The sequence below is a fragment of the Acidobacteriota bacterium genome, from assembly GCA_020853395.1.
GTDB lineage: Bacteria > Acidobacteriota > Vicinamibacteria > Vicinamibacterales > SCN-69-37 > JADYYY01.
In genome coordinates this window covers 179,699-202,425 of sequence record JADYYY010000007.1, presented here as the reverse complement: position 1 = coordinate 202,425, position 22,727 = coordinate 179,699, and the positions used below count along the sequence as shown (strand labels likewise).

Below are 22,727 nucleotides of genomic sequence, written 5' to 3'. Positions count from 1 at the left end.
GATCGTGTCGAGGTCGACGTGAAGTGCACCGCCATCGTCATCCTCGCCGGCCTGCTGCTGGGCCCCGTGACCGCGGCGCAGGCGCCGGGCAGCGGCGCGTTCCTCGACGATCACCTCGTCGTGACGTGGTACGGCAATCCGCGGACGTCGCGCATGGGCGTGCTCGGCGCGACGAGCGGGCCGGAGCGCGCCGAGAGCCTGCGGCGGCAGGCGAAAGAATACGCCGCGCTCACGCCCAAGCGCATCGTGATGGCCTACCACTTGATCGCGGTGATCGCCCAGCCCGATCCCGGCCGCGATGGACGCTATCGGCGGCGGGAGACGCGTGAGACGATTCAGGCCATGCTCGACGAGGCGCGAGCCAACGGCTTCCGCCTCGTGCTCGACATCCAACCCGGCCATTCCACCGTGGCCGAGGAGGTCCAGGCGCTCGCGCCGTTTCTCGGCGAGCCCGAGGTGGACCTCGCGCTCGATCCCGAGTTCACCATGCCGGACGAGACGCCGCCGGGCCGCAAGATCGGCACGATGCGGGCTGCCGACGTCAACGCGGCGATCGATGCGCTCGAATCGATCGTCCGCACCCGACGGTTACCGCGCAAGATGCTGATCGTGCACCAGTTCACGCACAACATGCTTCCGGACAAGCCCGCCATCCGCCGGAGCTCGCTCGTCGACGTCGTCCTCAACATGGACGGGTTCGGCTCGCCGTCGCTCAAGCGCTCGACGTGGCGCTTCGTGATGCGCGAGCCGCTGGCCTACACGGGATTCAAGCTGTTCTACAAGCAGGACACCGATCTGATGTCGCCGGCCGAGGTGCTGGCCCTCCAACCGACGCCGTCGGTCGTGGTCTATCAGTAGCGGCCGGCCGCCGGGTCGCGCGTAGAATGAGCCGTCCGCATGCGACGTCCGGAGGCCACGTGATCCGTTTGCTCCTCGTCTCGTTGTGCTGTGTCGCCATCGTGTCCTGCGGGCGCGGCCGTGAGGAGGCGGCGCCGGCTGCTGCCGCGCACGCGCTCGTCCCGCTGCCCGAGACCGTGGAATGGCCGGCGGGCGACGGGTTCCTGCTCACCGGCGCGACCACGATCAGCGTGCCGTCAGGCAACGAGCGCGCTGCATGGATCGGCCGGTACCTTTCGGAGCTCGTCGGTCTTGCGGCCGGTGACGCGCCGCCCGCGGTGAACGCCGGCAGCGCGGCGTCGACCGGCGTCATCCAACTGCGGCTGGCCAGCCCGGCCGTGCCGGGCAGCGAGGCCTACGAGCTGACGGTCTCGTCCGAGCGCATCGTCGTCGCGGCGGGCGATCCCGCCGGCCTCTTCTACGGTGTCCAGACGCTGCGTCAACTGATGCCGGGCTGGATCGATCACGAGGCCGTGCGCGCCGACGAGAACCGGCCGATCCGCATTCCCGCGGCGCGGATCGTCGACCGCCCGCGCTTTGCGTCACGCGGCGCGATGCTCGACGTGGCCCGGCACTTCTTCAGCGTCGACGAGGTCGAGCGCTACATCGATCTCGCTGCGCTCTACAAGTTCAACCGCCTGCACCTGCACCTCTCCGACGACCAGGGCTGGCGGATCGAGATCAAATCGTGGCCCAACCTCGCGATGAAAGGCGGCATGACGGAGGTCGGCGGAGGCCCGGGCGGGTACTACACGCAGGCGCAGTACGCGGAACTGGCTGCGTATGCGGCCGATCGGTTCGTGACGATCGTGCCCGAGATCGACATGCCGGGCCATACGAACGCCGCGCTGGCCTCGTACGGCGAGCTGAACTGCGATGGCGTGGCGCGGCCGCCGTACACCGGCGTCGAGGTCGGGTTCAGCGCCTTCTGCGTCGAGAAAGACCTCACCTACAAGTTCATCGACGATGTCGTCCGCGAGATCGCGGCGGTGACGCCGGGCCCGTGCTTCCACATCGGCGGCGACGAGGTGAAGACGCTGACGCCGCCGCAGTACATCGCGTTCATCGAACGCGTCCAGAAGATCGTGCAGGCGCACGGCAAGCAGATGATCGGCTGGGACGAGATCGCGCCGGCGGCGCTGCTTCCGACGACGCTGGTGCAGCACTGGCGGCCGGATGGCGCGTCGACGACCGCGGTCGAGAAGGGCGCCAAGGTGATCATCTCGGTGGCGAGCCGCGCGTACCTCGACATGAAGTACGACGAGGCGACAGCCATCGGTCAAGACTGGGCGGCGCGCATCGCCGTTCGCGACGCGTACGATTGGGATCCGGCGACGGTGGCCGCCGGCGTGCCTGCGGCTGCCATCATCGGCGTCGAGGCACCGATCTGGACCGAGACCCTGGCGACGATCGCGGACGTCGAGTTCATGGCGTTTCCGCGCCTCGCGGCGATTGCGGAGGTGGCGTGGACGCCGCAGGCCAGCCGCCGCTGGGACGACTTCGCCCGCCGCCTCGGCGCGCAGGCGCCGCGGTGGGCGGCGCTCGGCGTGAACTTCTACCGCGCGCCGGAGATTCCCTGGTCCAGATGAACCGGACCGGCGCGCGGCGCTGCCGATCGCGCGCGGACGTCGTCAGCCTTTTCGGACCTGCCGCTCGCGCCGTTGTTGGTGCGCCACGAGGCCGACGGCGTCGTGGAGCCGATCGGCCGTCCATCGGAGGACGTCGTCGAGCGACACGAGCCCTTCCAGCCGGCCATCCGCCGAGACCACAGGCAGCCGTCGAATGCCGCGTGCCCGCATCTTCTTGAGGGCTTCGTCCACCGTCTCGGTGGCCCGGGCCGTGACGGGCGGCTGGCTCATCACGTCGCCGATGAGCAGCACGTCGAGCTTGTCTGAGCTCTGTGCGACGGCGCTGACGACGATATCCCGGTCCGTCAGCATGCCGATCGGGCGCCCTTCGCCATCGACCACGACCACATCGCCGACGTGTTCGTTCCGCATCCGGCGTGCCGCCTCGGCGACGATCTCGTCCGGACGCGCCGTGACCACGAAACTCGTGCAGATCTCGCCGACCGTCATCGCGCACCTTCCTCGTCGCGGTTGAGCCAGCAGGACCGGTGCCAGCACTCGAGACGCCGGGCCTTGCGGTGCCCGGCACGCTGCAGCCGGCCGCGGCGCGCCGATGCGGAATGCTGCGCGGCGACAGCGGGAAAACGCGGTGACGACGTGGCATCGGGAGAAGGCGATGACGCGAGCCGTGTGGCAGCGGCCTTGCTAGAGATGCTCCGTCACCTCCGAGGCCCTCGGGGAGGCGTGATATGCGGTTCCAGAATCGAGAAGAAGCGGCGCGGCTCCTGGCCCAGCGCCTGGGCGAATATCGTGAGCGGCACCCGCTGGTGCTCGGCATCCCGCGTGGCGGCGTCCCCATGGCCCGGATCGTGGCCGAGCATCTGCGCGCCGACCTCGACGTCGTGCTCGTGCACAAGCTCAGCGCGCCCTTTCAGCCAGAACTGGCGCTCGGATCCGTGGACGACGCCGGGCACGTCTATCTGGGGCCGTTCGCCGCCTCGATGGGCCTGGACGGCGAAGCGCTCGAAGAGGAGAAGCGCGCGCAGATGGCCACGCTGGCGGCGCGCCGCCAGACCTACGCGCCGGTTCAGCCGCGTCTCAGCCGCAAGGGCCGCGTCGTGATTCTCGTCGACGACGGGCTGGCGACCGGGGCGACGGCGATCGCGGCCGCGAGAGCTGTCCGGGCCGAAGGCGCCGCCGTCGTCGTGGTGGCGGCGGCCGTGGCACCACCCACGACCGTGCGACTCCTCGAGCGGGAAGCGGATGCGGTCGTGTGCCTCGACACGCCGGAAGAGTTCGACGCCGTCGGACAGTTCTTCGTGGATTTCTCTCAGGTGACCGACGACGAGGTGCTGCGTCATTTGAAAGAGCACGCCGCCGGCACGCTCGCCCAACCTCACTGAAACGTTCGTCTCGATCTTCGAAACCACGATGCTCCGCCTGTCCGGCAGGCGTGGCCGGACTATTCCGCACGCCACCGGCTCGTCCGCCACGAATCGCGCGGCTTTCTCGTTCGTGCCGGTGACGTTCGACCGGCAAGTTCGTTGCAGTCACCGCGGGCGAGGTGACACCATGCGTACCTCCAAGCCCTACACGAACACGACGTTCACGCGGCGTGTCGACCACGAGGCCGGCCGCCATCGGCCCGTGCAGACAGGCGCCGGACCGCAGGTCTGCGAGCGGTGCGGCGCGGCGTACATCAAGCGCCGCTGGGTGGCCGCCGGAGTGCCGCAGGTCGAGAGCGTGAAGACGCTCGCGGCGCCAAAGATGGTCGTGTGCCCGGCGTGCCGGATGGCGGCCGACGGGCGGTTCGCCGGCGAGGTTCGGACCGGCGGCGCGTTTCTCGCGACCCACCACGCCGACATCGAACATCTCATCCGGGGCGAAGCGGGGCGCGCCGCCGAAGACAATCCGATGGCGAGGATCCTGTCGATGACCTTCGAGGCGCCCGATCGCCTGATCGTCAGGACCACGACCGAACACCTCGCCAAGCGCCTCGGCGAGGCGTTGCACAAGGCCTATCACGGCACCGTGCACTACGGCTTCTCGCACGAGAACAAGTTCGCGCACGTCACCTGGATGCGCGACGAGTAGGTGCCGTCATGGCCGCCAAACAGATTCGGTTCCGGGCCGACGCGAGAGAGCGGGTGCTGCGCGGCGCGGCCACCCTCGCCGACGCCGTGCGCATCACGCTCGGTCCGAAGTCCCGCTGCGTGCTGCTCGAGCGGAAGTGGGGCCGGCCGCTCGTCTCCGACGACGGGGTCACGATCGCCAAGGAAGTCGAGTTGAAGGATCCGGACGAGAACCTCGGCGCGCAGATGTTGCGCCAGGCCGCGGAGCGCACGGGCGATCGCGTCGGCGACGGTACGACCACGGCGACGCTCCTCGCCTTCGAGATCTACGCCGAGGGTGTGAAGAACATCGCGGCGGGTGCGAGCGGCATCGACCTGCGTCGCGGTTTGCAGCGCGGGCTGACCGCAGCGATCGACGCCGTCAGGCAGCAGGCCCGGCCGGTCGCGTCCGAGATCGCGAAGGCCCAGGTGGCAACCATCTCGGCGCACGGCGACGCTGCTATCGGCAACATGGTCGCCGAGGCCGTGACGAAGGTCGGGCCCGAAGGTGCCGTCACGGTGGAAGAAGCGAAGGGTACCGAGACCTCGCTCGACGTCGTGGAAGGCCTGCAGTTCGATCGCGGGTACCTGTCGCCGTATTTCGTGTCGGATTCCGAGAAGATGCAGGTTGGGCTCGAGGACGCGCTCGTGCTGCTCTCCGACCGGAAGATTGGGACGCTCGCCGATCTGTTGCCCCTGCTCCAGGAGGTCGTGAAGATGGGCCGCGGCCTGCTGGTGGTCGCCGAGGAGATCGAGGGCGAAGCGCTCGCGACGCTCGTGGTCAACAAGCTGCGTGGCGTGCTGGCTTGCGCCGCCGTCAAGGCGCCGGGGTTCGGCGATCGGCGCAAGGCGATGCTCGAGGACATCGCGATCCTGACGGGCGGTCGCGTGATCACCGAGGAGGCCGGCCTGCGTCTGGACAAGGTGCAGTTGGAGGACCTCGGCAAGGCGCACCGGATCGTCATCGACAAGGACACCACCACCATCGTCGGCGGCGGCGGGACGCGTGCGGCGATCGAAGGCCGATGCCAGGAGCTCCGTCGCCAGATCGAAAAGGCGAGCTCCGACTACGACAAGGAGAAGCTGGAGGAGCGTCTCGCGAAGCTCTCCGGCGGCGTCGCGGTCGTGCGCGTCGGCGCGCCGTCCGAGACCGAGCTGAAGAGCCGGAAGGAGGCGTTCGACGACGCGGTGTCGGCGACGAAGGCCGCGATCGCCGAAGGGATCGTGCCGGGCGCTGGCCTGTCGCTGCTGCGCGCGATCGACGCGGTGGAGCGCGAGGCGGCGGCGTGCACGGGCGACGAGCGCACGGGCGTGCTGCTGCTGCGCCGCGCGCTCGAGACGCCGACGCGCCAGATTGCCGTCAACTCGAACGCCGATGGCGGCGTCGTGGTCGATCGCATGCGGACGGGGAGCGGGCAGTTCGGGTTCGACGCAGCGCGCGGACAGTACGTCGACCTGGTGGAGGCCGGCATCGTCGATCCGCTGAAGGTCGTGCGGCTCGCGCTCGAGAACGCCGTGTCGGTCGCGGGCACGCTCCTGCTCGCGGAGGCGACGCTGACCGAGGTCAGGGAGAAGACGCCGGAGCGGCCGCCAGCGCCGGAGGAGGCGTGACCATGACGGTCATGGAGGCCATCTACGGACGCCGCTCGGTGCGCGACTACACGCCGGCGGTCGTCGAGGAATCCACGGTGCGGGCGCTGCTCGACGCGGCCGTGCAGGCACCGACCGCGATGCACACCGAGCCGTGGGTGTTCGCCGTCGTTCAGGATCTGGCCTTGCTGCATCGCATCTCGGATCGGGCGCGGCAGATGCTGCCGCCGGCGCTCCTCTCGCGTTTCCCGTCCGGCTTCAACATCTTCTACAACGCGAGCACGCTCGTGGTGATCGCCAGCCGCGGTGAAGGGCAGTTCATCACCGCGGATTGCTGGCTGGCGGCGGAAAACCTCATGCTCGCGGCGCATGCGTTCGGGCTGGGCACCTGCTGCATCGGCCTCGCGCTCAGCGCGCTGAACGCGGCCGAGACGAGACGCGAGCTGGCCCTGCCGGCCGGTGTGACGGCCGTGGCCGCGATCATCGTGGGCCATCCGGCGACGACGCCGACGCCGATCGGACGCAAACCTGCGGAGGTGGTGTCGTGGCGTTCAGCGTAACGAGCGCCGCGCTTGCGGACGGGCAGCTCGTGCCCGAGGTGCACACATGCGACGGCGAGGACCTGTCGCCGCCGCTCGCCTGGGCGGATCCGCCGCGCGGGACGCGCGCCTTCGCGCTCGTCGTGGACGATCCGGACGCACCGGGCGGGGTGTTCACGCACTGGATGCTCGCTGACATTCCGGAGGCGACGCGCGCGGTGGAGCGCGACGAGCCGCTCGGTGTGCTGGGTACGAACGACTTCGGGAAGGCAGCGTGGGGCGGGCCCTGCCCCCCGCGCGGCCACGGCCGTCACCGATACCGCTTTCAGGTGCACGCACTCAGCCGTCCGCTGCGCCTGAAACGCGGCTTCTCGCGGCGGCAGTTCGACGCGGCGCTCGCCGACGCGCTGCTCGCGTCGGCGATGTTGACCGCCTACTACGAGCGGAACAGATGACCCGCCGAGACGTATCCGAGATCGACGCGCTACTGACGAGACTCACGCGGGGCTCGGCGCTGCTGTAGAGTAGGGTCGAGCCTTTCACAGTCATGCCCAGAGCCCACGTGCTCGCCGTGGTCCTGATCGTCGCGTGTGCGACCGCGGCGATCCGGGCGCAGGAGCGCAACTCGCGCGGCCAGGTGCGGGTGAGTCCGCGCGTGACGACGAGCGGGGAGGTCGACGGCGTGCGCATCACGATCGAGTACGGGAGCCCGTCGAAGCGCGGCCGGGTGATCTGGGGCGGCCTGCGGCCCTGGGGCCAGTGGTGGATGCCCGGGGCGGACGAGGCGACCACGATGACGGCCTCCGGCGCGTTGATGATCGGCACGATCGCCGTGCCGGCCGGCGCGCACACGATCTACACGGTTCCGGATCCGCAGACGTTCCTGCTCACGATCAACACGCGCACCGGCCAGTTCCACACGCAGTACAGCCCCAACCGCGATCTCGGCCGGACGCCGATGTCGTTGAGGATGCTCGCCGCGCCGGTGGAGCAGTTGACGTTCGCGGTCGTGCCGCAGGCCGGCGGCGGCGGATTCCTCACGCTGGCGTGGGACGACCGTGAGTACGCGGTGCCGGTCCGCGCCACCGTGCCCACCGTGCATTGAATGGGGCGATCGAACGCCGCGCGGCATCCGGCTCGGACGCGTGCGGCGTGCGAATGACCGCGCCGCGGCCGCCCGAAACCTGCTGGCCGTCATCGTAAACATCCGGGCGCTCCGCGCCGTATGGGTTCGTGATGCAGCGACACGCCATTGTCACGCGGCTGCTGGGCCGCCTTGCCGCCGTGCGGCCCGACGAAGTACGGCACGTCGGCTGGGCGTTTCTGTACCTGTTCGCGGTCTTCAGCGCGTACTACGTCATCCGGCCCATCCGCGACGAGGCGGGCGTCGCCGGCGGAGTGAACAACCTCTCGTGGCTGTTCAGCGGCACGCTCATCGCGATGATGGCGGTCAACGCGCCCTTCGCCGCCATGGTGAAGCGGCTACCGCGCAGCCGGTTCATCGGGCTGACGTACCGGTTCTTCATCGCGAACCTGCTCGTGTTCCTCGTGCTGTTCCAGAGTGCGCCGGCCGGCGCGAACGTCTGGATCGGCCGCGTGTTCTTCATCTGGACGTCGGTCTTCAACCTGTTCGTCGTGTCGGTCTTCTGGGCGTTCATGGTCGACGTGTTCACGACCGAGCAGGGCAAGCGGCTGTTCGGCTTCATCGCCGCGGCGGCGACGCTCGGCGGCATCGCGGGCTCGAGCATCACGGCCGGCACCGTGCAGACGGTCGGCGTGCCGGTGCTGCTGCTCGTGTCGGCCACGCTGCTCGAGGTTGGCGTGCGCGCGTCACGGCGTCTCGGCGCGCTGTCCGGCGCCTTCGATCGCCGCGCGGCCGCGGCCGCGCCTGACTCGATCGAACGCGGAACTGCGGCCGCCAGCGCCCAGCGTCCGATCGGCGGCAGCGTGATGGCTGGGCTGACCCATGCGATCTCGTCGCCGTACCTGTTGAACATCGCGATCTACATGCTGCTCTACAGCGTGCTCTCCACGTTCCTGTACTTCCAGCAGGCCGAGATCGTGGATCGCAGCTTCGCCGATCGCGGCGCGCGGACGGCGTTCTTCGCGCGTGTGGACCTGCTCGTCAACGCGCTCACGCTCGGCTGCCAGTTCTTCCTGACCGGCCGCGTGATGAAGGCGGCCGGCGTGCCGCTGACGCTGACGTTCGTGCCGGCCGTCACGGTCGTCGGATTCCTGTGGCTCGGGATGGTGCCGACGGCGGCCGTGGTGGTGGGCTTCACCGTCCTGCGCCGCGCGGGGAACTTCTCGTTCGCGCGGCCCACGCGTGAAGTGCTCTTCACCGTCGTCAGCCGCGAGGACAAGTACAAGGCCAAGAGCTTCATCGACACCGTCGTGTACCGGCTCGGCGATCAGGTGGGCGCCTGGGCATCGGCCGGGATCGCGATGGCCACGCTGGGCGCGGGCGCGATCGCCTGGGCGGCCGTGCCGCTGGCCGCCGCATGGGTGGCGAACGCGTGGTGGCTGGGGCGACGGCAGGAACGGCTGGCGCGCGAGACGGCCGACGCGGCTGCCGGCCGCCCGGCCGCCGACCGTGGAACTCCGGTCGCGGCGTCCTCGTAGTTGGTTCGCATCACCCCTGCTCAGGAGGTCGTATCGTGTCTACGCTCACCCGTCGAGACTGGCTGGCCCTCACCGCTGGCGCGGGCGCCGCGCTCGCCTGGAATCCCGCCGCGCTGTTCGCCCAGGGCGCGCTGATCACGCGCGCGATTCCGTCCACCGGCGAGCGGCTGCCGGTCGTCGGCCTCGGAAGCTCTGCCACCTTCTCGCAAGTCGCGCGCAGCGAGGACGTCACCGCCGTGCGTGAGGTGCTCAGGACGCTCTTGGACAACGGCGGCCGGTTGTTCGACACCGCGCCGGGCTACGGCGCATCGGAGGAGGTCGCCGGCCGGGTCGTGCGCGAGAACACGTGGGGCGATCGCGTGTTCTGGGCGACCAAGCTCAACGTCGCGGGCCGCGGCAATGCCGGCGCGAATCCGGCCGCGGCGCGCCAGCAGGTGGAGACGTCGTTCACGCGCGTCGGCAAGGCGAAGATCGATCTCATCCAGGTGCACAACCTCGGCGACGTCCCAACGCAACTGCCGATCCTGCGCGAGTTCAAGCAGGCCGGGCGCGTGCGGTACGTGGGCGTGACGACGACCTTCGATCAGCAGTACGACGAGCTCGTTCAGATCATGCGGCGCGAACCGCTGGACTTCATCGGCGTCGACTACGCCGTGGACGGCCGCGAAGTGGAGCAGACGATCCTGCCGCTCGCCCAAGAGCGGAAGATCGCCGTGCTCGCCTACGCGCCGTTCGGGCGCACGCGCCTCTTCCGCCGCGTCGGCGATCGGCCGCTGCCGGACTGGGCGGCCGAGTTCGACGCGAAGACGTGGGCGCAGTTCTTCCTGAAGTGGGTGCTCGGGCACCCGGCCATCACGGCCGTGACGCCGGCGACGAGCCAGCCCAAGAACATGCTCGACAACCTCGGCGGTGGCGTCGGCCGGCTGCCCGACGCGGCCATGCGCCGGCGCATGGCCGCCTTCATCGATGCGCTTCCTGACGCGTAGGCTCGGCATACAGGATCACGAAGCCACGGCCGTCGCCTGGTCGTGGCTGTTCTTCTTCAGCGTCCTCTCCTCGTACTACGTCCTCAGGCCGATTCGCGACGACATGGGCGTCGAGAGCGGCGTCGCGAACCTGCCATGGCTCTTCACCGGGTCGCTCGTCGGCATGCTCGTGGCCAACCCGCCGTTCGCCTGGATCGCGGCGCGGCTGCCGCGCCGCGTCTTCGTCTCCGCCGCGTATCGCTTCTTCGCGCTCAACCTCGCGATCTTCTTCCTGACGCTGCGCCTGCTGCCGACCGACCAGCAGCTCTGGGCCGCGCGCGCGTTCTTCGTCTGGACCTCGATCTTCAACATGTTCGTCGTCTCGATCTTCTGGTCGGTGATGGCGGACGTGTACTCCGCCGATCAGGGCAAGCGGCTCTTTGGACTGATCGGCGCCGCCGGCACGATCGGCAGCCTGACCGGGGCGGCGCTGACCTCGTTGCTCGTCGAGCCGCTCGGCGCGGCGAACCTGCTGCTGCTCTCGGCCGTGCTGCTCGAGGCCGCGGCGCTCGCCGCCCGCCGGTTGTTCGGCTTCGCCGCCCGTGCGCGCGACGGCGCGGCGCGCCTGCCGGCGAGCAGCCAGGCGATCGGCGTCGGCGGGAGCGTCTGGGAGGGGATGCGGCGCACCTTCACGTCGGCGTACTTCCTCAACATCACGACGCACATGCTGCTCTTCACGGTGCTGACGACGTTCCTGTACTTCCAGCAGGCGACGCTCGTGGACGCCGCCATCACCGACAGAGCCGCCCGCACGCGCTTCTTCGCGAACATCGACCTGCTCGTCAACCTGCTCGCGCTCGTCACGCAGACCTTCGCAACCGGCTGGTTCATCCGGGCGTTCGGCCTGACGGCTGCCCTCCTGTTCCTCCCCGTCCTGAGCCTGGTCGGCTTCGGCGTGCTCGGCCTCGCGCAGACGACCGGCGTGCTGATGCTCTTCCAGGTGCTGCGGCGCGCCGGCAACTTCGCCGTGAACCGCCCGGCGCGCGAAGTGCTCTTCACGGTGGCGGCGCCAGAGGACCGCTACAAGACCAAAGCGTTCATCGACACGGTCGTGTATCGCGCCGGCGATCAGATCGGCGCCTGGGCGTATGCGCCGCTCGCGGCGATCGGATTCGGCATCGCGGGCATCTCCAGCGTTGCGCTGGGGCTGTCGATCGTCTCGATCGTGAACGCGTGGTGGCTGGGATGGCGATGGCAGGCAGCCGCGCGGGACGCGGCCGCCAGCGCCGCGACCCCGGCAGTGCCCACGCCTCGGCACTACCCGGCGTCCTGACGCGCGGACGATTCACCACGAAGCCGTGCAGATCCGCAGAACGTGGTGGCGTCGCTGGCATCCGGCAGTCGGTTCACCCTGAATCATCGAGACTCGAAGACTTCACGCGTCATGGCGCGACGCTCCGAACGGACCGCCGTGCTCGTCGATCGCATCAGGGCGGCCCTTGCCGCGTCGTCAGACCTTCAATCATCGCGAGGAATCGGCGTCGCCGGCGGCGTCCCGTGGTAAGGTGGCCTCACTCCCTCCCGCTTTCGCAGGGCCGCGTCTTCCTCGGAGGACTGCCATGACCGTACGCGACGTTCTCGGCTCACGTTCGGAGGTGTACTCGATCCCGCCAGAGATGACCGTGCACGACGCTGCACGGTATCTGCGCGACTATCAGATCCGTTCGGTCGCCGTCGTGGATGCGCGCGGCGACCTCGCGGGCGTCGTCTCGCAGAGCGACATCTCCGACAAGGTGGCGGCGGAGAACCGCTGTCCGGCGTGGATGCACGTCAGCGAGATCATGAGCACGCGCCTCGTGGTCGTGACGCCCGATGCTTCGGTCGACGAATGCCTGCGTCTCATGGAGGAGCACAGCATCTATCACCTGCTCGTCGTCGACCGGTTGGGCGACTACCGGGGCATGGTCTCTGTCCGCGATCTGCTCAGGACGATGGCCTTCGACGAGAAGGCGCGCGCGGACTTGCTCGAGGCATTCGTCTTCGATCGCGGGACGATCGGTACGCGTCTCGGCGCATAGAGCCGAACGCCGTCGAGCACACGCGTCTCGGCTCGGAGGCGCACCTGCGCGTGCCGAGGCGGTACGCGGCCACGGCGGCTCCAGCGGCGTCCCGTCCCGGCGCCGCCGCCAGCGTGCTACAGTCCCTGGCTCAACGCCACTGGAGGTGCACGTGCGCCATACGCGAGTCATCGTCGCTCTCGTCGCGGCCGGAGTGGTCGCGGGCCTGCCGTTGTCGGGCGCGCAGGCGCCGCGCGCCCGCAACGTCGTGTTGTTCCTCGCGGACGCGGGCGGGATCGGGACGATCAGCGCGGCCAGCCTCCACGGCTACGGCGCGCCGCGACAGTTGTTCATCCAGCACATGCCGCAGATCGCGCTGTCGGACACGACGCCGTTCGGCGGATTCGTGACCGATTCGTCGGCCGGCATGACGGCGATCGTCACGGGGCAGAAGACGCGCAACGGCGTCGTCGCCCAGTCGGCCGCGGCCCAGCGGAAGGTGCGCGACGGGCAGCCGCTGAAGACGATTCTCGGGTACGCGGAACAGTACGGGCTGTCGACCGGGATCATCACGAACGACGCGGTCACGGGCGCCACGCCGGCATCGCTCTACGCGCACGTCAACGATCGCGACATGACCGCGGCCATCTTCCAGCAGTTGCTCGCGCCAGGATTCGGCGACGGCCCGGACGTCGTCATCGGCGCCGGCCGACCTGAGATCGTGAAAGCGCTCACCGGCGTCGGCCTGGATCTCGACGTGCTTGGACGGCGGAAAGGGCGGCCCGTGCTCGCGTCGGCAGCCGAAATGGGCCCGACCGACTCGCGCGCGCTCGTCGTGCAGGAGACCGGCGACTTCGACCCGTGGGACGTCGTCGCGCGTACTCTCGGGATCCTCGGGCGCAATCCCCGTGGCTTCTTCCTGATGGTCGAGTGGGACACTCACACCGACGACGTCCGCGAAGGGCTCGATCACATGGTGGCGCTCGATCGCGTCATCGAGCGGACGATGCGCACCGTCAGCGAAGACACACTGGTGCTCTTCACGGCCGACCACTCGTTCGACTTGCGCGTCGCCGGCGAGGGTAGCGGTGGCGACCTGCTCGCGGGGCTGGAGGAAGCGGAGCACAAGGCCCGGGAAGAGAAGCGCAGCGACATCCGCACGCCGTCGCTTCGCATGAACGAGAGCCATACGGGTGAGGAAGTACTGGTCGCCGCCACGGGACCCGGCGCCGATCGCGTGCGCGGCTACCTCGCGAACACCGATCTGTTCTGGATCATGATGAACGCGTTCGGTTGGGATGTCAGGTAGACAACGGGTACGACTGGTACGAGAGGTACGACAGGTCCAAGGAACGAACTGACGCAGTCATCTTTGACGGGGACGACAGGTACGACGGGTACGACAGGTCCGAGGAACGAACGGACCGCCGGTCATGTGTGGCTGGTGCGGTCTTGGGGCGGTAGCATCGGACTATGGCGCGGGGGTGGGAGAGTAAATCGGTCGAGGATCAGATTGCCGCGCTGGACAGACGACGCGAGGATCGGGCGACGGCGGCCAGGTCGGTCAGCGATGACGAGCGCGAGCGCGACGCGAAGCGCCGGCTGTTGTCGGTCTCGAGGGCGCGGGTGCTGCAAGATCTGCAGACGGTCTGCAATCGTCATCGGCGCGGCCAGCTCGAACGGGCGCTGGCCGACCTCGATACCGCGATCGGCCGGCTCGACGAGCCGACTCGCGGCGAGTGAGCACAGGCCTCGCGCTCACTGCCACGCCGGGATCGACACCGGTTCGGTTTCCTCCTCGCTGGGAACGGCGTCGTGCCTGAACGCGCACGACGCGCACCGCACTGCGAAGTTCAATGCCTCGAGTCGATCGGCAGGAATTTGCCGATGGCAGTCCACGCAGTAGCCATAGGTGCCGGCATCGAGTTGGGCCAGGGCTTCGAGCGTGTTCCGCGTGGCGGCATCGCCGATCCGGACGAGCGCGGCGCAGATGTCATCGAGCAATTCCGATTCGCAGCGCTTTCGTTGCTGGTCTTCCCATTCCGCGGTTGGCGGCCAATCCGTCTCGATTCCAAATGCTCTCATGTCGGCCTTCCTGCCGTGTCTACTGCAAGTTGCCTGCCGCGTGAGTTGGCCGCCTGGTGTTTCCAGACGTCCGGACCCGTGGCGCCACGGCCGTGCGGGTGTGCTCGCGCGATGAGAAGACACGGAGGCCGGTGCAGCGTCAAATTCTGGACAACCAGCGGCCGACCGGGAATTGCAGCGCCGCCATTGCCCACGGCGGCATCGATTCGCGCCGCGCGCGCACGTGCGTGGGACGCCACTCGAATTGACGTCGTTGCCTGCCTCGGCACGCCGAGATCACGACCGTCGCTGAGCGTAAGGTCGCGTCAGGCCACATGGCGTCTGGACTGAACGCTCACGCGGAATGAGGAGACTGCCATGCCAATCTTGCGAGCTCAACACGCTCTTCCGAACTCCGCGGCGTGGAAGCGCGGGTTCGACGGCGACCCGATCGACCGGAAGGGCTGTGGCGTCCGCCGATGCCATGTGCACCGTTCGGTTGCCGATCCAAACTTCGTCATGATCGATTCCGAGTTCGCCGTCCTTGCGGACGCCGAGTCGTCCTCGAGAGACTTCGGACCGGGAGGAGCTGTCATGCGACACCCTGAGGCCTGAATCATCGAGACAGTCGAATCGAGAACGGTGTGATCGCGTCGGCCGGCGTCTGCCGCGATAAATGGGGACCTGGCAACGCCAGCGACGATCTCGTCGATGGCGTTGTCGTCGAGGCTCGCCAGGGCGATGACCGTCAACTCGTCGTCCGGGAACCTCGCGTGATCGGCACCAGAATCCCGGGGAGAAGGGTGGATGGGTTTGTGACGCCTGCGTTGCCCGAAGCCCCCAGGGCGCGCAGCGTCACGCGATCGATCTTGTTCGTTCCGACTGTTTTCTGGAGCCGGCGATCGGACTTGAACCGATGACCTGCTGATTACGAATCAGCTGCTCTACCAACTGAGCTACGCCGGCTCTGGCGGGAAACGCCCGGCAACGGTCCGGGGCGCGGCAGAACGTCTCAGTCTAGCATGCGGCTGGTCCCGCTCGCTCCGCTGGGCGCTGAGGGCGACCCACGCGCGAATTCGTCGAGTGCCCCCTCGCGGAGTCACATGGCAGGGACGCCACGCGGCTCCGCGAGATGTGCCGCGCCGGTGATCGCGGCCCGCCGAGGCCGCGCTCGCAGCGCTGCCGAGCCGAGCGGCCCGGCAGCGCCGCGGTTGTGTCGATTGCGCCTACGGCAGCGCGAACGCGACGTACCCGCGCGGCGTCGTCTCTGTGACGACGGGCGCGCCGGTCTCGGCGTCGGCGCCAGGCGCCGCGCCGGGTTGTACCTGACCGGCCGGCACCGCGATCACGAGGTACTGCTTGCCGTTCGCCATGTACATGGTGGGGATGCCACGCGCCGATCCCGGAATGGCGCCCGACCACAGTTCCTTGCCGGTGTCCTCATCGTAGGCGCGCACTTTGTAGTCGCCGGCGGCGTGGAAGACGATGCCGGATCGGGTGACGAGCACGCCGTTGCGCGCGCCGACGCCGCCCGTGCCGCGCGGACCGCCGCGCGCGACGGTGGGCGGATGATCGCCCGGCGCGATCTGCCACTTGATGGTCCCGCTGTTGAGATCGTACGCCGTCAACGTCGTGTACGGCGGCTTGGTGTAGGTCGCCATCACGTTGTAGCCGCTCATGAAGCGCGTCGGCGGGAGGAAGCTCTTGTCCTCCAGCTCGTCGGGCCAGGGGATGTTGCCGGCGTTGCCGCCGGCGCCAGGGTAGTAAGGCCCAAGGCCGCGCGCCGGCACCGCGGGCCGCGGAGCGCCGCCCGTGGCGACGGTCGGCCCCGGCGGCAGCGACGGACCACCCATCGCCGCCGCGTTCGCACCGCCGCCACGTCCGAACGGGTTGGTCGCCGTGAGGTACGCCACGATGGCGTTCAGATCCTGCGATCCGATCTCGAGCAGCGGGCGCATCAGCCCTCGCCCTTCCTGCACGATCGCGCGGATCGCGTCGGCGTCCATCCGCGACGTCACGCCGACGATCGACGGCACACCAGGCTGCGCGCCCTGCATGTTCGCGCCATGGCACGTGCTGCAGTGCTGGGCGTAGGCGGCCTGGCCGCGCGAGAGCACGGTGCCGGACGCCTGGTTGTCGCTCCCGCCCTGTCGCGTCTTCACGTCCTCCAGCTTGAGCAACGCCACCTGGTTGACGCCGACGACGAAGACCATGCCCCTCTGGGGATCGCCGGCCGTGACGCCCCAATTGGCGCCGCCCTGATTGCCCGGCATCGAGATCGACTCGATGCCGAGGCTCGGCGGAATGAACAGGCCACCCTGCGGGCCGGTGCCGTTCTTCGCCTTCGCCACACGGGCGCGCATGTCCTCGTACTGCTCCTTCGACAGCAGCCACGGGTTCACATCGTCGACCCCGAACGACTGTCGGACGAACGCGGGCGGTTTGGTGGGGAACGGCTGCGTCGGCGACGAGTACTCGCCCGGGACGTCCGTCTTCATCACCGGCCGTTCCTCGATCGGCCAGAGCGGCTGACCCGTGACGCGGTTGAAGACGTAGAGGAATCCGGTCTTGCCGGCGTGCGCGACGGCCGGAATCGTCTGGCCGTTCTGCCGCACCGTGACGAGCTGTGGTGCCGAGACGTTGTCGAGATCCCAGAGGTCGTGGTGGATCGTCTGAAAGTGCCAGAGCCGCTTGCCGGTGCGCGCGTCGAGCGCGAGCAGACAGTTGGCGAAGAGGTTCGCGCCGTGCCGGTCGGCGCCGTAGAAATCGTACGTGGCCGAGCCGGTCGGGATGTAGACGATTCCGCGTTCCTCGTCGACCGACATCTCGCCCCAGTTGTTGGCGCCGCCGATGTACTTGTAGCCTTCCTTCGGGTTCGTTTCGTAGCCGAACTCGCCGGGCTCTGGCACGGTGTGGAACTGCCAGACCCTCTCGCCGGTGACCACGTCGTATGCGCGGATGTCTCCCGGCGGCGTGATGAACGCCTCGCCGGACGATCCGCCGAGGATGAGCAGGTTGCGCCAGATCCGGCCCGGGCTGTTCTGCTGCGCGCTCGCGCCGGTGCCCTCCGCGCGCCGCAGCCCGGCGCGCATGTCCACGATGCCGTTCTTGCCGAAGCTCAGGATCGACTTGCCCGTGCGCGCGTCGATCGCCTGCAGGAAGCTGTTGACCGAGAAGAGCAGCCGCCGATCCTTGCCGTCCTCGCTCTGCCAGAAGTTGATGCCCTTGCTGACGATGCCCTGCAGCCCATCGTGCACCCAGATCTCCTTGCCCGTCGTCGCGTCGAGCGCGACGAGCGCGGAGCTGTTGCGGCCGAGACCGTAGAGCACGCCGTCGACCGCGACGGGGCTGAAGATCGCCGCCGCGTGCGGGTAGTACCAGGCGACCTGCAGGTTCTTCACGTTGGTCTTCGTGATCTGGTCGAAGTCCACGAAGTTCGAGCTGTCGGCGCCGGGCAAGGCACGCGGGTTCGTGTTGCCGCTACGCTGTGCCAGACCTGCTCCGGTCCCGATCGCGACCACGAGCAACGCGGCGATCAGCGCGAACGGCGCACGTCGTACGCGTGGAGACGACGGCCGGGAGGGACGTCCGAGAAGGCGAGTACCTGCCATGGGAAGCTCCTTGAGTTGAGAAATCATACAGGGCAAAGGGCAAAGGGCAGAGGGCAAAGGTGAAGGGACGAAGGGAAAAGGAAGGGGCGAAGGGGAAAGGGAAAAGGGAAGAAGAGAGAAGACCATGCCCTACCGTCTCGATCTGGAAACGCCGGCGTCCGACGCACTCGATCGGCTCGTGGATCTGGGGGCGCTCGACGTGGACCTCGTCCGCGGGCACGTCGCGGCGATCCTGCCGGACGAGGTGAGTGTTCAGACCGTCGTCGACGCGATCGGCGCGACCGGCGTGCGGGTGTCGGCCGTGCGTGGACGCGATGCCGGGTCGGTCTGGATTCTCGTCCCCCGACCGGTGCAGGTCGGCCGCACCGTCATTGTGCCGGCCGGCTGGCCGCGGCCCGTGGACGGCCTGCGAATGATCGACGGCGAGGCGTTCGGGACAGGGCTTCATCCGACGACCGCTCTTTGTCTCGAGATCCTCGACGACGAAGTCGGCGATGCGCCGCCCGCGTGTGTGCTCGACGTCGGCACCGGATCGGGCGTGCTCGCGCTTGCGGCGCTGCGCCTGGGCGTGCTGTGCGCCACCGCGATCGACGTGGACCACACCGCGATCCGCGCCGCGGCGGTCAACGCGCGGCTGAATGGCCTGGCGGCGCACCTGCAGCTCGTCGAGGGAGGACCGGAGAGCCTGACCGGCGCGTGGCCGCTCGCGTTCGCGAACATCCTCGCCGCTCCGCTGATGGACATGGCACCGGCACTGATCCGCCGGCTCGCGCATTACGGCACGCTCGTGTTGTCCGGAATCGCGAGTTCGGTCGCCGGCGAGGTCGAGCAGGTGTACCGTCGAGCTGGGATGCGGCCCGTGCGGCGCGAGGATCGCCACGGGTGGGCGGCGCTCGTGCTGCAGGCGGGATGGTAGGAGATGACGACGACGTTCGATCTGCGAGAGGCGAGCGAGGTGACGGAGCTCGATCAGATCAGGCGGCTGTTCGGCGAATACGCGGCGTCGCTGGGCATCGATCTCGGCTTCCAGGACTTCGATACCGAGCTTGCATCGCTGCCAGGGGCGTATGCGCCACCAGGCGGTTCGTTGATCCTGGCGAACCGGCACGGTATCCCGGTGGGTTGCGTCGCGGTTCGACCGTTGTGCCGCGAGATCGCCGAGATGAAACGGCTCTACGTTCGGCCGGCCGCGCGCGGCCAGCAACTCGGCAGGCTGCTGGCCGTTCGCGCCATCGCCTTCGCCCGCGCCGCTGGCTACGCCTCGATGAGGCTGGACACGTTGTCCACCATGAACGCGGCACTGACGCTCTACCGCGGGCTCGGGTTCCGCGACATTCCGCCGTATCGCTACAACCCCATCGAAGGCGCGGTCTTCCTGGAACTCGATCTGCACAGACGCTGACTCTCCGCCCCCTTTACCCTTCTCCCTTTCCCCTCTTTTTCCCTTTCCCTTTGCCCTTTGCCCTCTGCCCTTTGCCCTTTGCCCTTACAGATGTTTGACCGCCGCAACGATGTGGTCTGCGCCGCCCGTGAGCACGTAGTTGATGCGTCCGTTCGAGTTGATCACGTAGACGAGCGACGGGTGTGACAGATCGCCCGTGCGCTCGTTGCGCACGCGCGGGATGCGCCAGGCGTTGAGCACCCGATCCACCGCGGTGGGTTCGCCCGACAGCACGCGTGCGTCGCCGGCGAGGTGCCAGGCGGCAGCCATCGCCGGAAGCCGGCCGGGCGTGTCGCGCCACGGATCGAGCGTGATGACGAGCACCGCCGGCCGTTCTTCGACGAGCCGCGCGGCCGCCGTCGTCACGTCGGCGACGATGACGGGACAGACCGTCTCGCAGTGCGCGTAGGCGAACGTGACGAGGACGGGACGGCCGCGGAACTGGTCAAGCGTCACCGTAGTGCCGTGCTGATCGACGAGCGTCATCTCCGGCGGCGCATCGTCGATCCGCGTGAGGGCGGCGGCGTTGTCGCGGACGCTCCCGGCGGAGAACGTGTCGGCCGTCGCGCCGGAGACGCGAACGACCACGCCCCCCAGGCCGGCGACGATCGCGGCCGCAAGGGCGCCGGCGGCGAGCTGGCCGGGCAGCCGGCTGGTCAGTCGTGCGAGCCCGGCGCGGAGGTCCGCTGTCCACACCACGGCGAGCACGAGCAGCATGCCGAGCGGCTGCCCGATGAGCAGGATCCACCCGCCAGCGTTCGGCAGGCCGTTGCGGACCGATCCGAAACAGACCTCGCGCGTGCGCAGGAACCACTCGGGCGCCGACGCGTCGACGGGCCACAGCGCCAGCGCCCACCAGGCCGCCGTGATGCCGAGGATGGCGAGGAGAGCCGCCAGGGCCGACGAGGCGCGAGTCGCGGAGGTCATCCGATCCTCCAGAGGAAGGACAGCACCTTCCAGTTGACGAAGAAGTAGAGGACGAACGCGGCGAGGAAGACGAACACGAGCGCGATCGTGCCGGGCGTCGGCCCCATGAGGCCGCGCGAGGCGTCGTGCAGCGCGCGGCTCCTCGTGTCCACGTCCGCGGCATGGACGGGCGGCTGCGTCAGCCCCTGCGGGATGCCGGCGACGACGACGCCCTTGGGGATCGTGCCGAGCGGCTCACCGAAGAACACCGACGCGACGGCGATCGCGATGAAGGCGAAGGCGCCGGTGGCGGCGAGCAGCCCGCCGAGCGCGACGACGGCCAGCACGACGTCCACGATCGGGTTGAACTGCACGTCGAACGGCGCGCCGCTGAAGCTGATGTCCCAGTGACGCCGCGGCACGCCGAAGCTGCCGGCGAACGTCATCGACAGCGTGAAGATCAGCATGCCGCCGGCGAACAGGTACGGCTGGATCTTCGCGAGCGGCCAGAACGCGACCTTCTTCCGGAAGATGAGCGGGATGAGATAGTACGTCGCGCCCATGAACGCCATCGCCGTGCCGCTCACGACCGTGGCGTGGAAGTGGCCCGGCACGCGCAGCGTGTTGTGCACGATGATGTTGATCTGCTCGGTGCCGATCGTCACGCCGGTGATGCCGCCGACGAAGCCGAAGACGACCACCGAGAAGATCAGCGCGCTGAAGCCCGGGTCGCCCCACGGGGCGCGCCGCAGCCAGTCGAACATACCCTGTGTGAACCCGCGCAGCCGCATGCCCAGCTCCATGCCGGCTGGGACCGTGAAGCCGTGGATCATCGACGCCAGCACCGCCATGTACATGAAGTAGCTGGTGTTGACGATCTTCCACGCCGGGCCCATGCCGGGATCGACGAGCAGGTGATGGGCCGAGGCCATCGAGATGAACAGCACGTAGAGCACGAACGCCGAGCGGCTGATCTTCTCGTTGAGCACGACGGAGCCGACCGTCAGCGCCCCGAGCATGTACCAGATCGCGACCATCGCGGCGACGTTGATCTGCTGCGACGAGTGTCCGAGCCCCCACCAGATGAGCCGGTAGATCTGCGGATCGACCTCCATGAGGCCGAGCGACCAGAGGTACGTCGGGATGTAGATCGCCGCGCCGTGCACGAGCGTGATCACCGCGATGATCGCCGCCGTCACGGCGCCGTAGACGACGAGCGGGAGCGAGCCCTGGTACCGCTGCTCCCGCTTCGCGTAGACGAGGTTCGCGAAGAACAGCCCGACGGTGACGAGCGCGCCGACGGCGAAGAGGATCACGCCGAGGTAGAACTTCGGGTCGGCGCGCAGCGGCACGTACGACGTGAACAGCACGTCGGCGTTGCCCGACCACATCATCCACTCGACGACGAGCGCGCCGGCGAGCATCAGCGCGAAGGCGGCCCACGCCGTCTTCGTCGCGACCTGACGCGCGTTGAGCAGCGCCGTGCTCGCGAAGATCAGCACGGCCATCTCGAAGAAGATGATGAAGAAGATCAGCATGCTCATGCCGTGCACGCCGAGGATCCGGTAGAACCACTCGGCCGGCAGCAGGTGCACGGCCTGCCAGCGCGTGAGCACGAGCAGCACCGCCGCGACCGCGCCCACGAGGAGCGAGACCACCGACGAGACCGCGTGGACCTTGACCAGCCGCTCGGCCGAGAGATCGATCCGCCGGCCGGTCGCCGGACAGGTGCGGAACACCGCCGTCTCGATCGGCGCGAGCGGAGCCGTCGCCGCACTCATCGCACACCTCCCAGGGACGCCACGGACGGCGCGTCGTCCACCATCACGCGGCCGACCATGATGTGGTGGCCGATGCCGCAGAACTCATTGCAGATGATCCGGAAGTCGCCCGCCGCGTTGGGCGTGACGCGCAGCCCGTAGTCGTAGCCGGGGACGACCTGGAAATTGACGTTGATCGGGTAGAGCGAGAAGCCGTGGTTCACGTCGAGCGACGAGAGATGGAGCGTGTACTCGACGTTCTTCTGCAGCTTGAGAATCGGCGACCACTGGAACGAGTAGGCGACGAGGTACACGTCGGCGCCGGGCGGCGGCGCCACGATCGGCAGCCCGCGATCCTCGCCGACCTTGTACTGGTTCGTGAACTCCGTCACCCGCGCCATGAAGTCGGCGGGCGTCGTCGTCCGGCGGATGCCCGACGGGTTCTGGCCGCCTTTCCAGTGCCAGAGCGGCATCATGGCGAAGAGCACCATGCACCAGACGAAGGCGATGGCGACCCAGACCTTCTCGGATTTGTGCGCCGGTTTCCACCAGGTGCCCTGGGGGAAGTCCAGCCCGGTGTGCGTGTCGGTCAGCAT

Annotated in this window: 22 protein-coding genes and 1 tRNA gene; 16 read left to right on the top strand and 7 right to left on the bottom strand. The window is 68.8% G+C overall.

The genetic code is table 11. The annotated features are described in order from the left end of the window. The first annotated feature begins 18 nt into the window (after positions 1 to 18). Both IT184_06680 and IT184_06675 read left to right on the top strand, forming a co-directional pair. Positions 19 to 858 (top strand): hypothetical protein, encoded by an 840-nt coding sequence (locus tag IT184_06680; GenBank protein MCC7008484.1) that lies wholly within the window; start codon positions 19 to 21, stop codon positions 856 to 858. A gap of 26 nt (positions 859 to 884) precedes the next feature. Further along, positions 885 to 2,486 (top strand): beta-N-acetylhexosaminidase, encoded by a 1,602-nt coding sequence (locus IT184_06675; GenBank protein MCC7008483.1) that lies wholly within the window; start codon positions 885 to 887, stop codon positions 2,484 to 2,486. A gap of 42 nt (positions 2,487 to 2,528) precedes the next feature. On the opposite strand, the gene IT184_06670 is transcribed toward IT184_06675, so the two are convergent. Beyond that, positions 2,529 to 2,975, bottom strand: a complete 447-nt coding sequence (locus IT184_06670) for a CBS domain-containing protein (GenBank protein MCC7008482.1) — start codon at positions 2,973 to 2,975, stop codon at positions 2,529 to 2,531. Between the two features lie 239 nt (positions 2,976 to 3,214). On the opposite strand from IT184_06670, the gene IT184_06665 reads away from it, so the two are divergent. From IT184_06665 to IT184_06610, 12 genes are all read left to right on the top strand, one after another. Further along, positions 3,215 to 3,868, top strand: coding sequence for a phosphoribosyltransferase (locus IT184_06665; protein ID MCC7008481.1), 654 nt, complete (start codon positions 3,215 to 3,217; stop codon positions 3,866 to 3,868). Positions 3,869 to 4,037: 169 nt separating this feature from the next. Then, entirely contained in the window at positions 4,038 to 4,559 is a 522-nt protein-coding gene (locus IT184_06660) for a hypothetical protein (GenBank protein MCC7008480.1), read from the top strand. A gap of 8 nt (positions 4,560 to 4,567) precedes the next feature. Further along, positions 4,568 to 6,187, top strand: coding sequence for a chaperonin GroEL (gene groL / locus IT184_06655; protein MCC7008479.1), 1,620 nt, complete (start codon positions 4,568 to 4,570; stop codon positions 6,185 to 6,187). A gap of 2 nt (positions 6,188 to 6,189) precedes the next feature. Continuing rightward, complete coding sequence (locus IT184_06650; GenBank protein ID MCC7008478.1) at positions 6,190 to 6,726, top strand: nitroreductase family protein; 537 nt, start codon at positions 6,190 to 6,192, stop codon at positions 6,724 to 6,726. After that, the gene (locus tag IT184_06645; GenBank protein MCC7008477.1) at positions 6,711 to 7,160 is read left to right on the top strand and encodes a YbhB/YbcL family Raf kinase inhibitor-like protein; all 450 of its coding nucleotides are present in this window, start codon (positions 6,711 to 6,713) and stop codon (positions 7,158 to 7,160) included. Before IT184_06650 ends, IT184_06645 begins: the two co-directional genes overlap by 16 nt. 92 nt (positions 7,161 to 7,252) lie before the next feature. Further along, entirely contained in the window at positions 7,253 to 7,810 is a 558-nt protein-coding gene (locus IT184_06640) for a DUF2911 domain-containing protein (GenBank protein ID MCC7008476.1), read from the top strand. Between the two features lie 131 nt (positions 7,811 to 7,941). Next, entirely contained in the window at positions 7,942 to 9,327 is a 1,386-nt protein-coding gene (locus IT184_06635) for an MFS transporter (GenBank protein ID MCC7008475.1), read from the top strand. A gap of 35 nt (positions 9,328 to 9,362) precedes the next feature. Then, the gene (locus IT184_06630) at positions 9,363 to 10,313 is read left to right on the top strand and encodes an aldo/keto reductase (GenBank protein ID MCC7008474.1); all 951 of its coding nucleotides are present in this window, start codon (positions 9,363 to 9,365) and stop codon (positions 10,311 to 10,313) included. Next, positions 10,294 to 11,625, top strand: a complete 1,332-nt coding sequence (locus IT184_06625) for an MFS transporter (GenBank protein MCC7008473.1) — start codon at positions 10,294 to 10,296, stop codon at positions 11,623 to 11,625. Before IT184_06630 ends, IT184_06625 begins: the two co-directional genes overlap by 20 nt. 286 nt (positions 11,626 to 11,911) lie before the next feature. Beyond that, positions 11,912 to 12,370, top strand: coding sequence for a CBS domain-containing protein (locus IT184_06620; protein ID MCC7008472.1), 459 nt, complete (start codon positions 11,912 to 11,914; stop codon positions 12,368 to 12,370). A gap of 151 nt (positions 12,371 to 12,521) precedes the next feature. Next, the gene (locus IT184_06615) at positions 12,522 to 13,658 is read left to right on the top strand and encodes an alkaline phosphatase (protein ID MCC7008471.1); all 1,137 of its coding nucleotides are present in this window, start codon (positions 12,522 to 12,524) and stop codon (positions 13,656 to 13,658) included. 164 nt (positions 13,659 to 13,822) lie between these two features. After that, positions 13,823 to 14,092 (top strand): hypothetical protein, encoded by a 270-nt coding sequence (locus IT184_06610; protein ID MCC7008470.1) that lies wholly within the window; start codon positions 13,823 to 13,825, stop codon positions 14,090 to 14,092. A 15-nt stretch (positions 14,093 to 14,107) separates the two neighbouring features. On the opposite strand, the gene IT184_06605 is transcribed toward IT184_06610, so the two are convergent. The 3 genes from IT184_06605 to IT184_06595 all read right to left on the bottom strand — a co-directional run bounded on the left by IT184_06605 (position 14,108) and on the right by IT184_06595 (position 18,024). Further along, on the bottom strand, positions 14,108 to 14,434 hold the full coding sequence (locus IT184_06605) for a TraR/DksA C4-type zinc finger protein (GenBank protein MCC7008469.1): 327 nt from the start codon (positions 14,432 to 14,434) through the stop codon (positions 14,108 to 14,110). Between the two features lie 869 nt (positions 14,435 to 15,303). Continuing rightward, positions 15,304 to 15,379, bottom strand: a tRNA-Thr gene (locus tag IT184_06600). Between the two features lie 260 nt (positions 15,380 to 15,639). Further along, complete coding sequence (locus tag IT184_06595; protein MCC7008468.1) at positions 15,640 to 18,024, bottom strand: PQQ-binding-like beta-propeller repeat protein; 2,385 nt, start codon at positions 18,022 to 18,024, stop codon at positions 15,640 to 15,642. Between the two features lie 124 nt (positions 18,025 to 18,148). On the opposite strand from IT184_06595, the gene IT184_06590 reads away from it, so the two are divergent. Further along, positions 18,149 to 18,940 carry a 50S ribosomal protein L11 methyltransferase gene (locus tag IT184_06590; protein ID MCC7008467.1) on the top strand — a complete coding sequence of 264 codons (792 nt, stop codon included), beginning with the start codon at positions 18,149 to 18,151 and terminating at the stop codon, positions 18,938 to 18,940. 3 nt (positions 18,941 to 18,943) lie between these two features. Further along, entirely contained in the window at positions 18,944 to 19,426 is a 483-nt protein-coding gene (locus IT184_06585; protein ID MCC7008466.1) for a GNAT family N-acetyltransferase, read from the top strand. Positions 19,427 to 19,510: 84 nt separating this feature from the next. Here the strand turns inward: IT184_06585 and IT184_06580 are convergent, their stop codons facing one another. The 3 genes from IT184_06580 to IT184_06570 are packed head-to-tail and all read right to left on the bottom strand — an operon-like array spanning position 19,511 to position 22,727. Further along, positions 19,511 to 20,392 (bottom strand): SCO family protein, encoded by an 882-nt coding sequence (locus IT184_06580; GenBank protein ID MCC7008465.1) that lies wholly within the window; start codon positions 20,390 to 20,392, stop codon positions 19,511 to 19,513. Continuing rightward, complete coding sequence (locus IT184_06575; GenBank protein ID MCC7008464.1) at positions 20,389 to 22,152, bottom strand: cbb3-type cytochrome c oxidase subunit I; 1,764 nt, start codon at positions 22,150 to 22,152, stop codon at positions 20,389 to 20,391. The genes IT184_06580 and IT184_06575 overlap by 4 nt, the downstream gene beginning before the upstream one ends. Then, the gene (locus IT184_06570) at positions 22,149 to 22,727 is read right to left on the bottom strand and encodes a cytochrome c oxidase subunit II (protein MCC7008463.1); all 579 of its coding nucleotides are present in this window, start codon (positions 22,725 to 22,727) and stop codon (positions 22,149 to 22,151) included. Before IT184_06570 ends, IT184_06575 begins: the two co-directional genes overlap by 4 nt.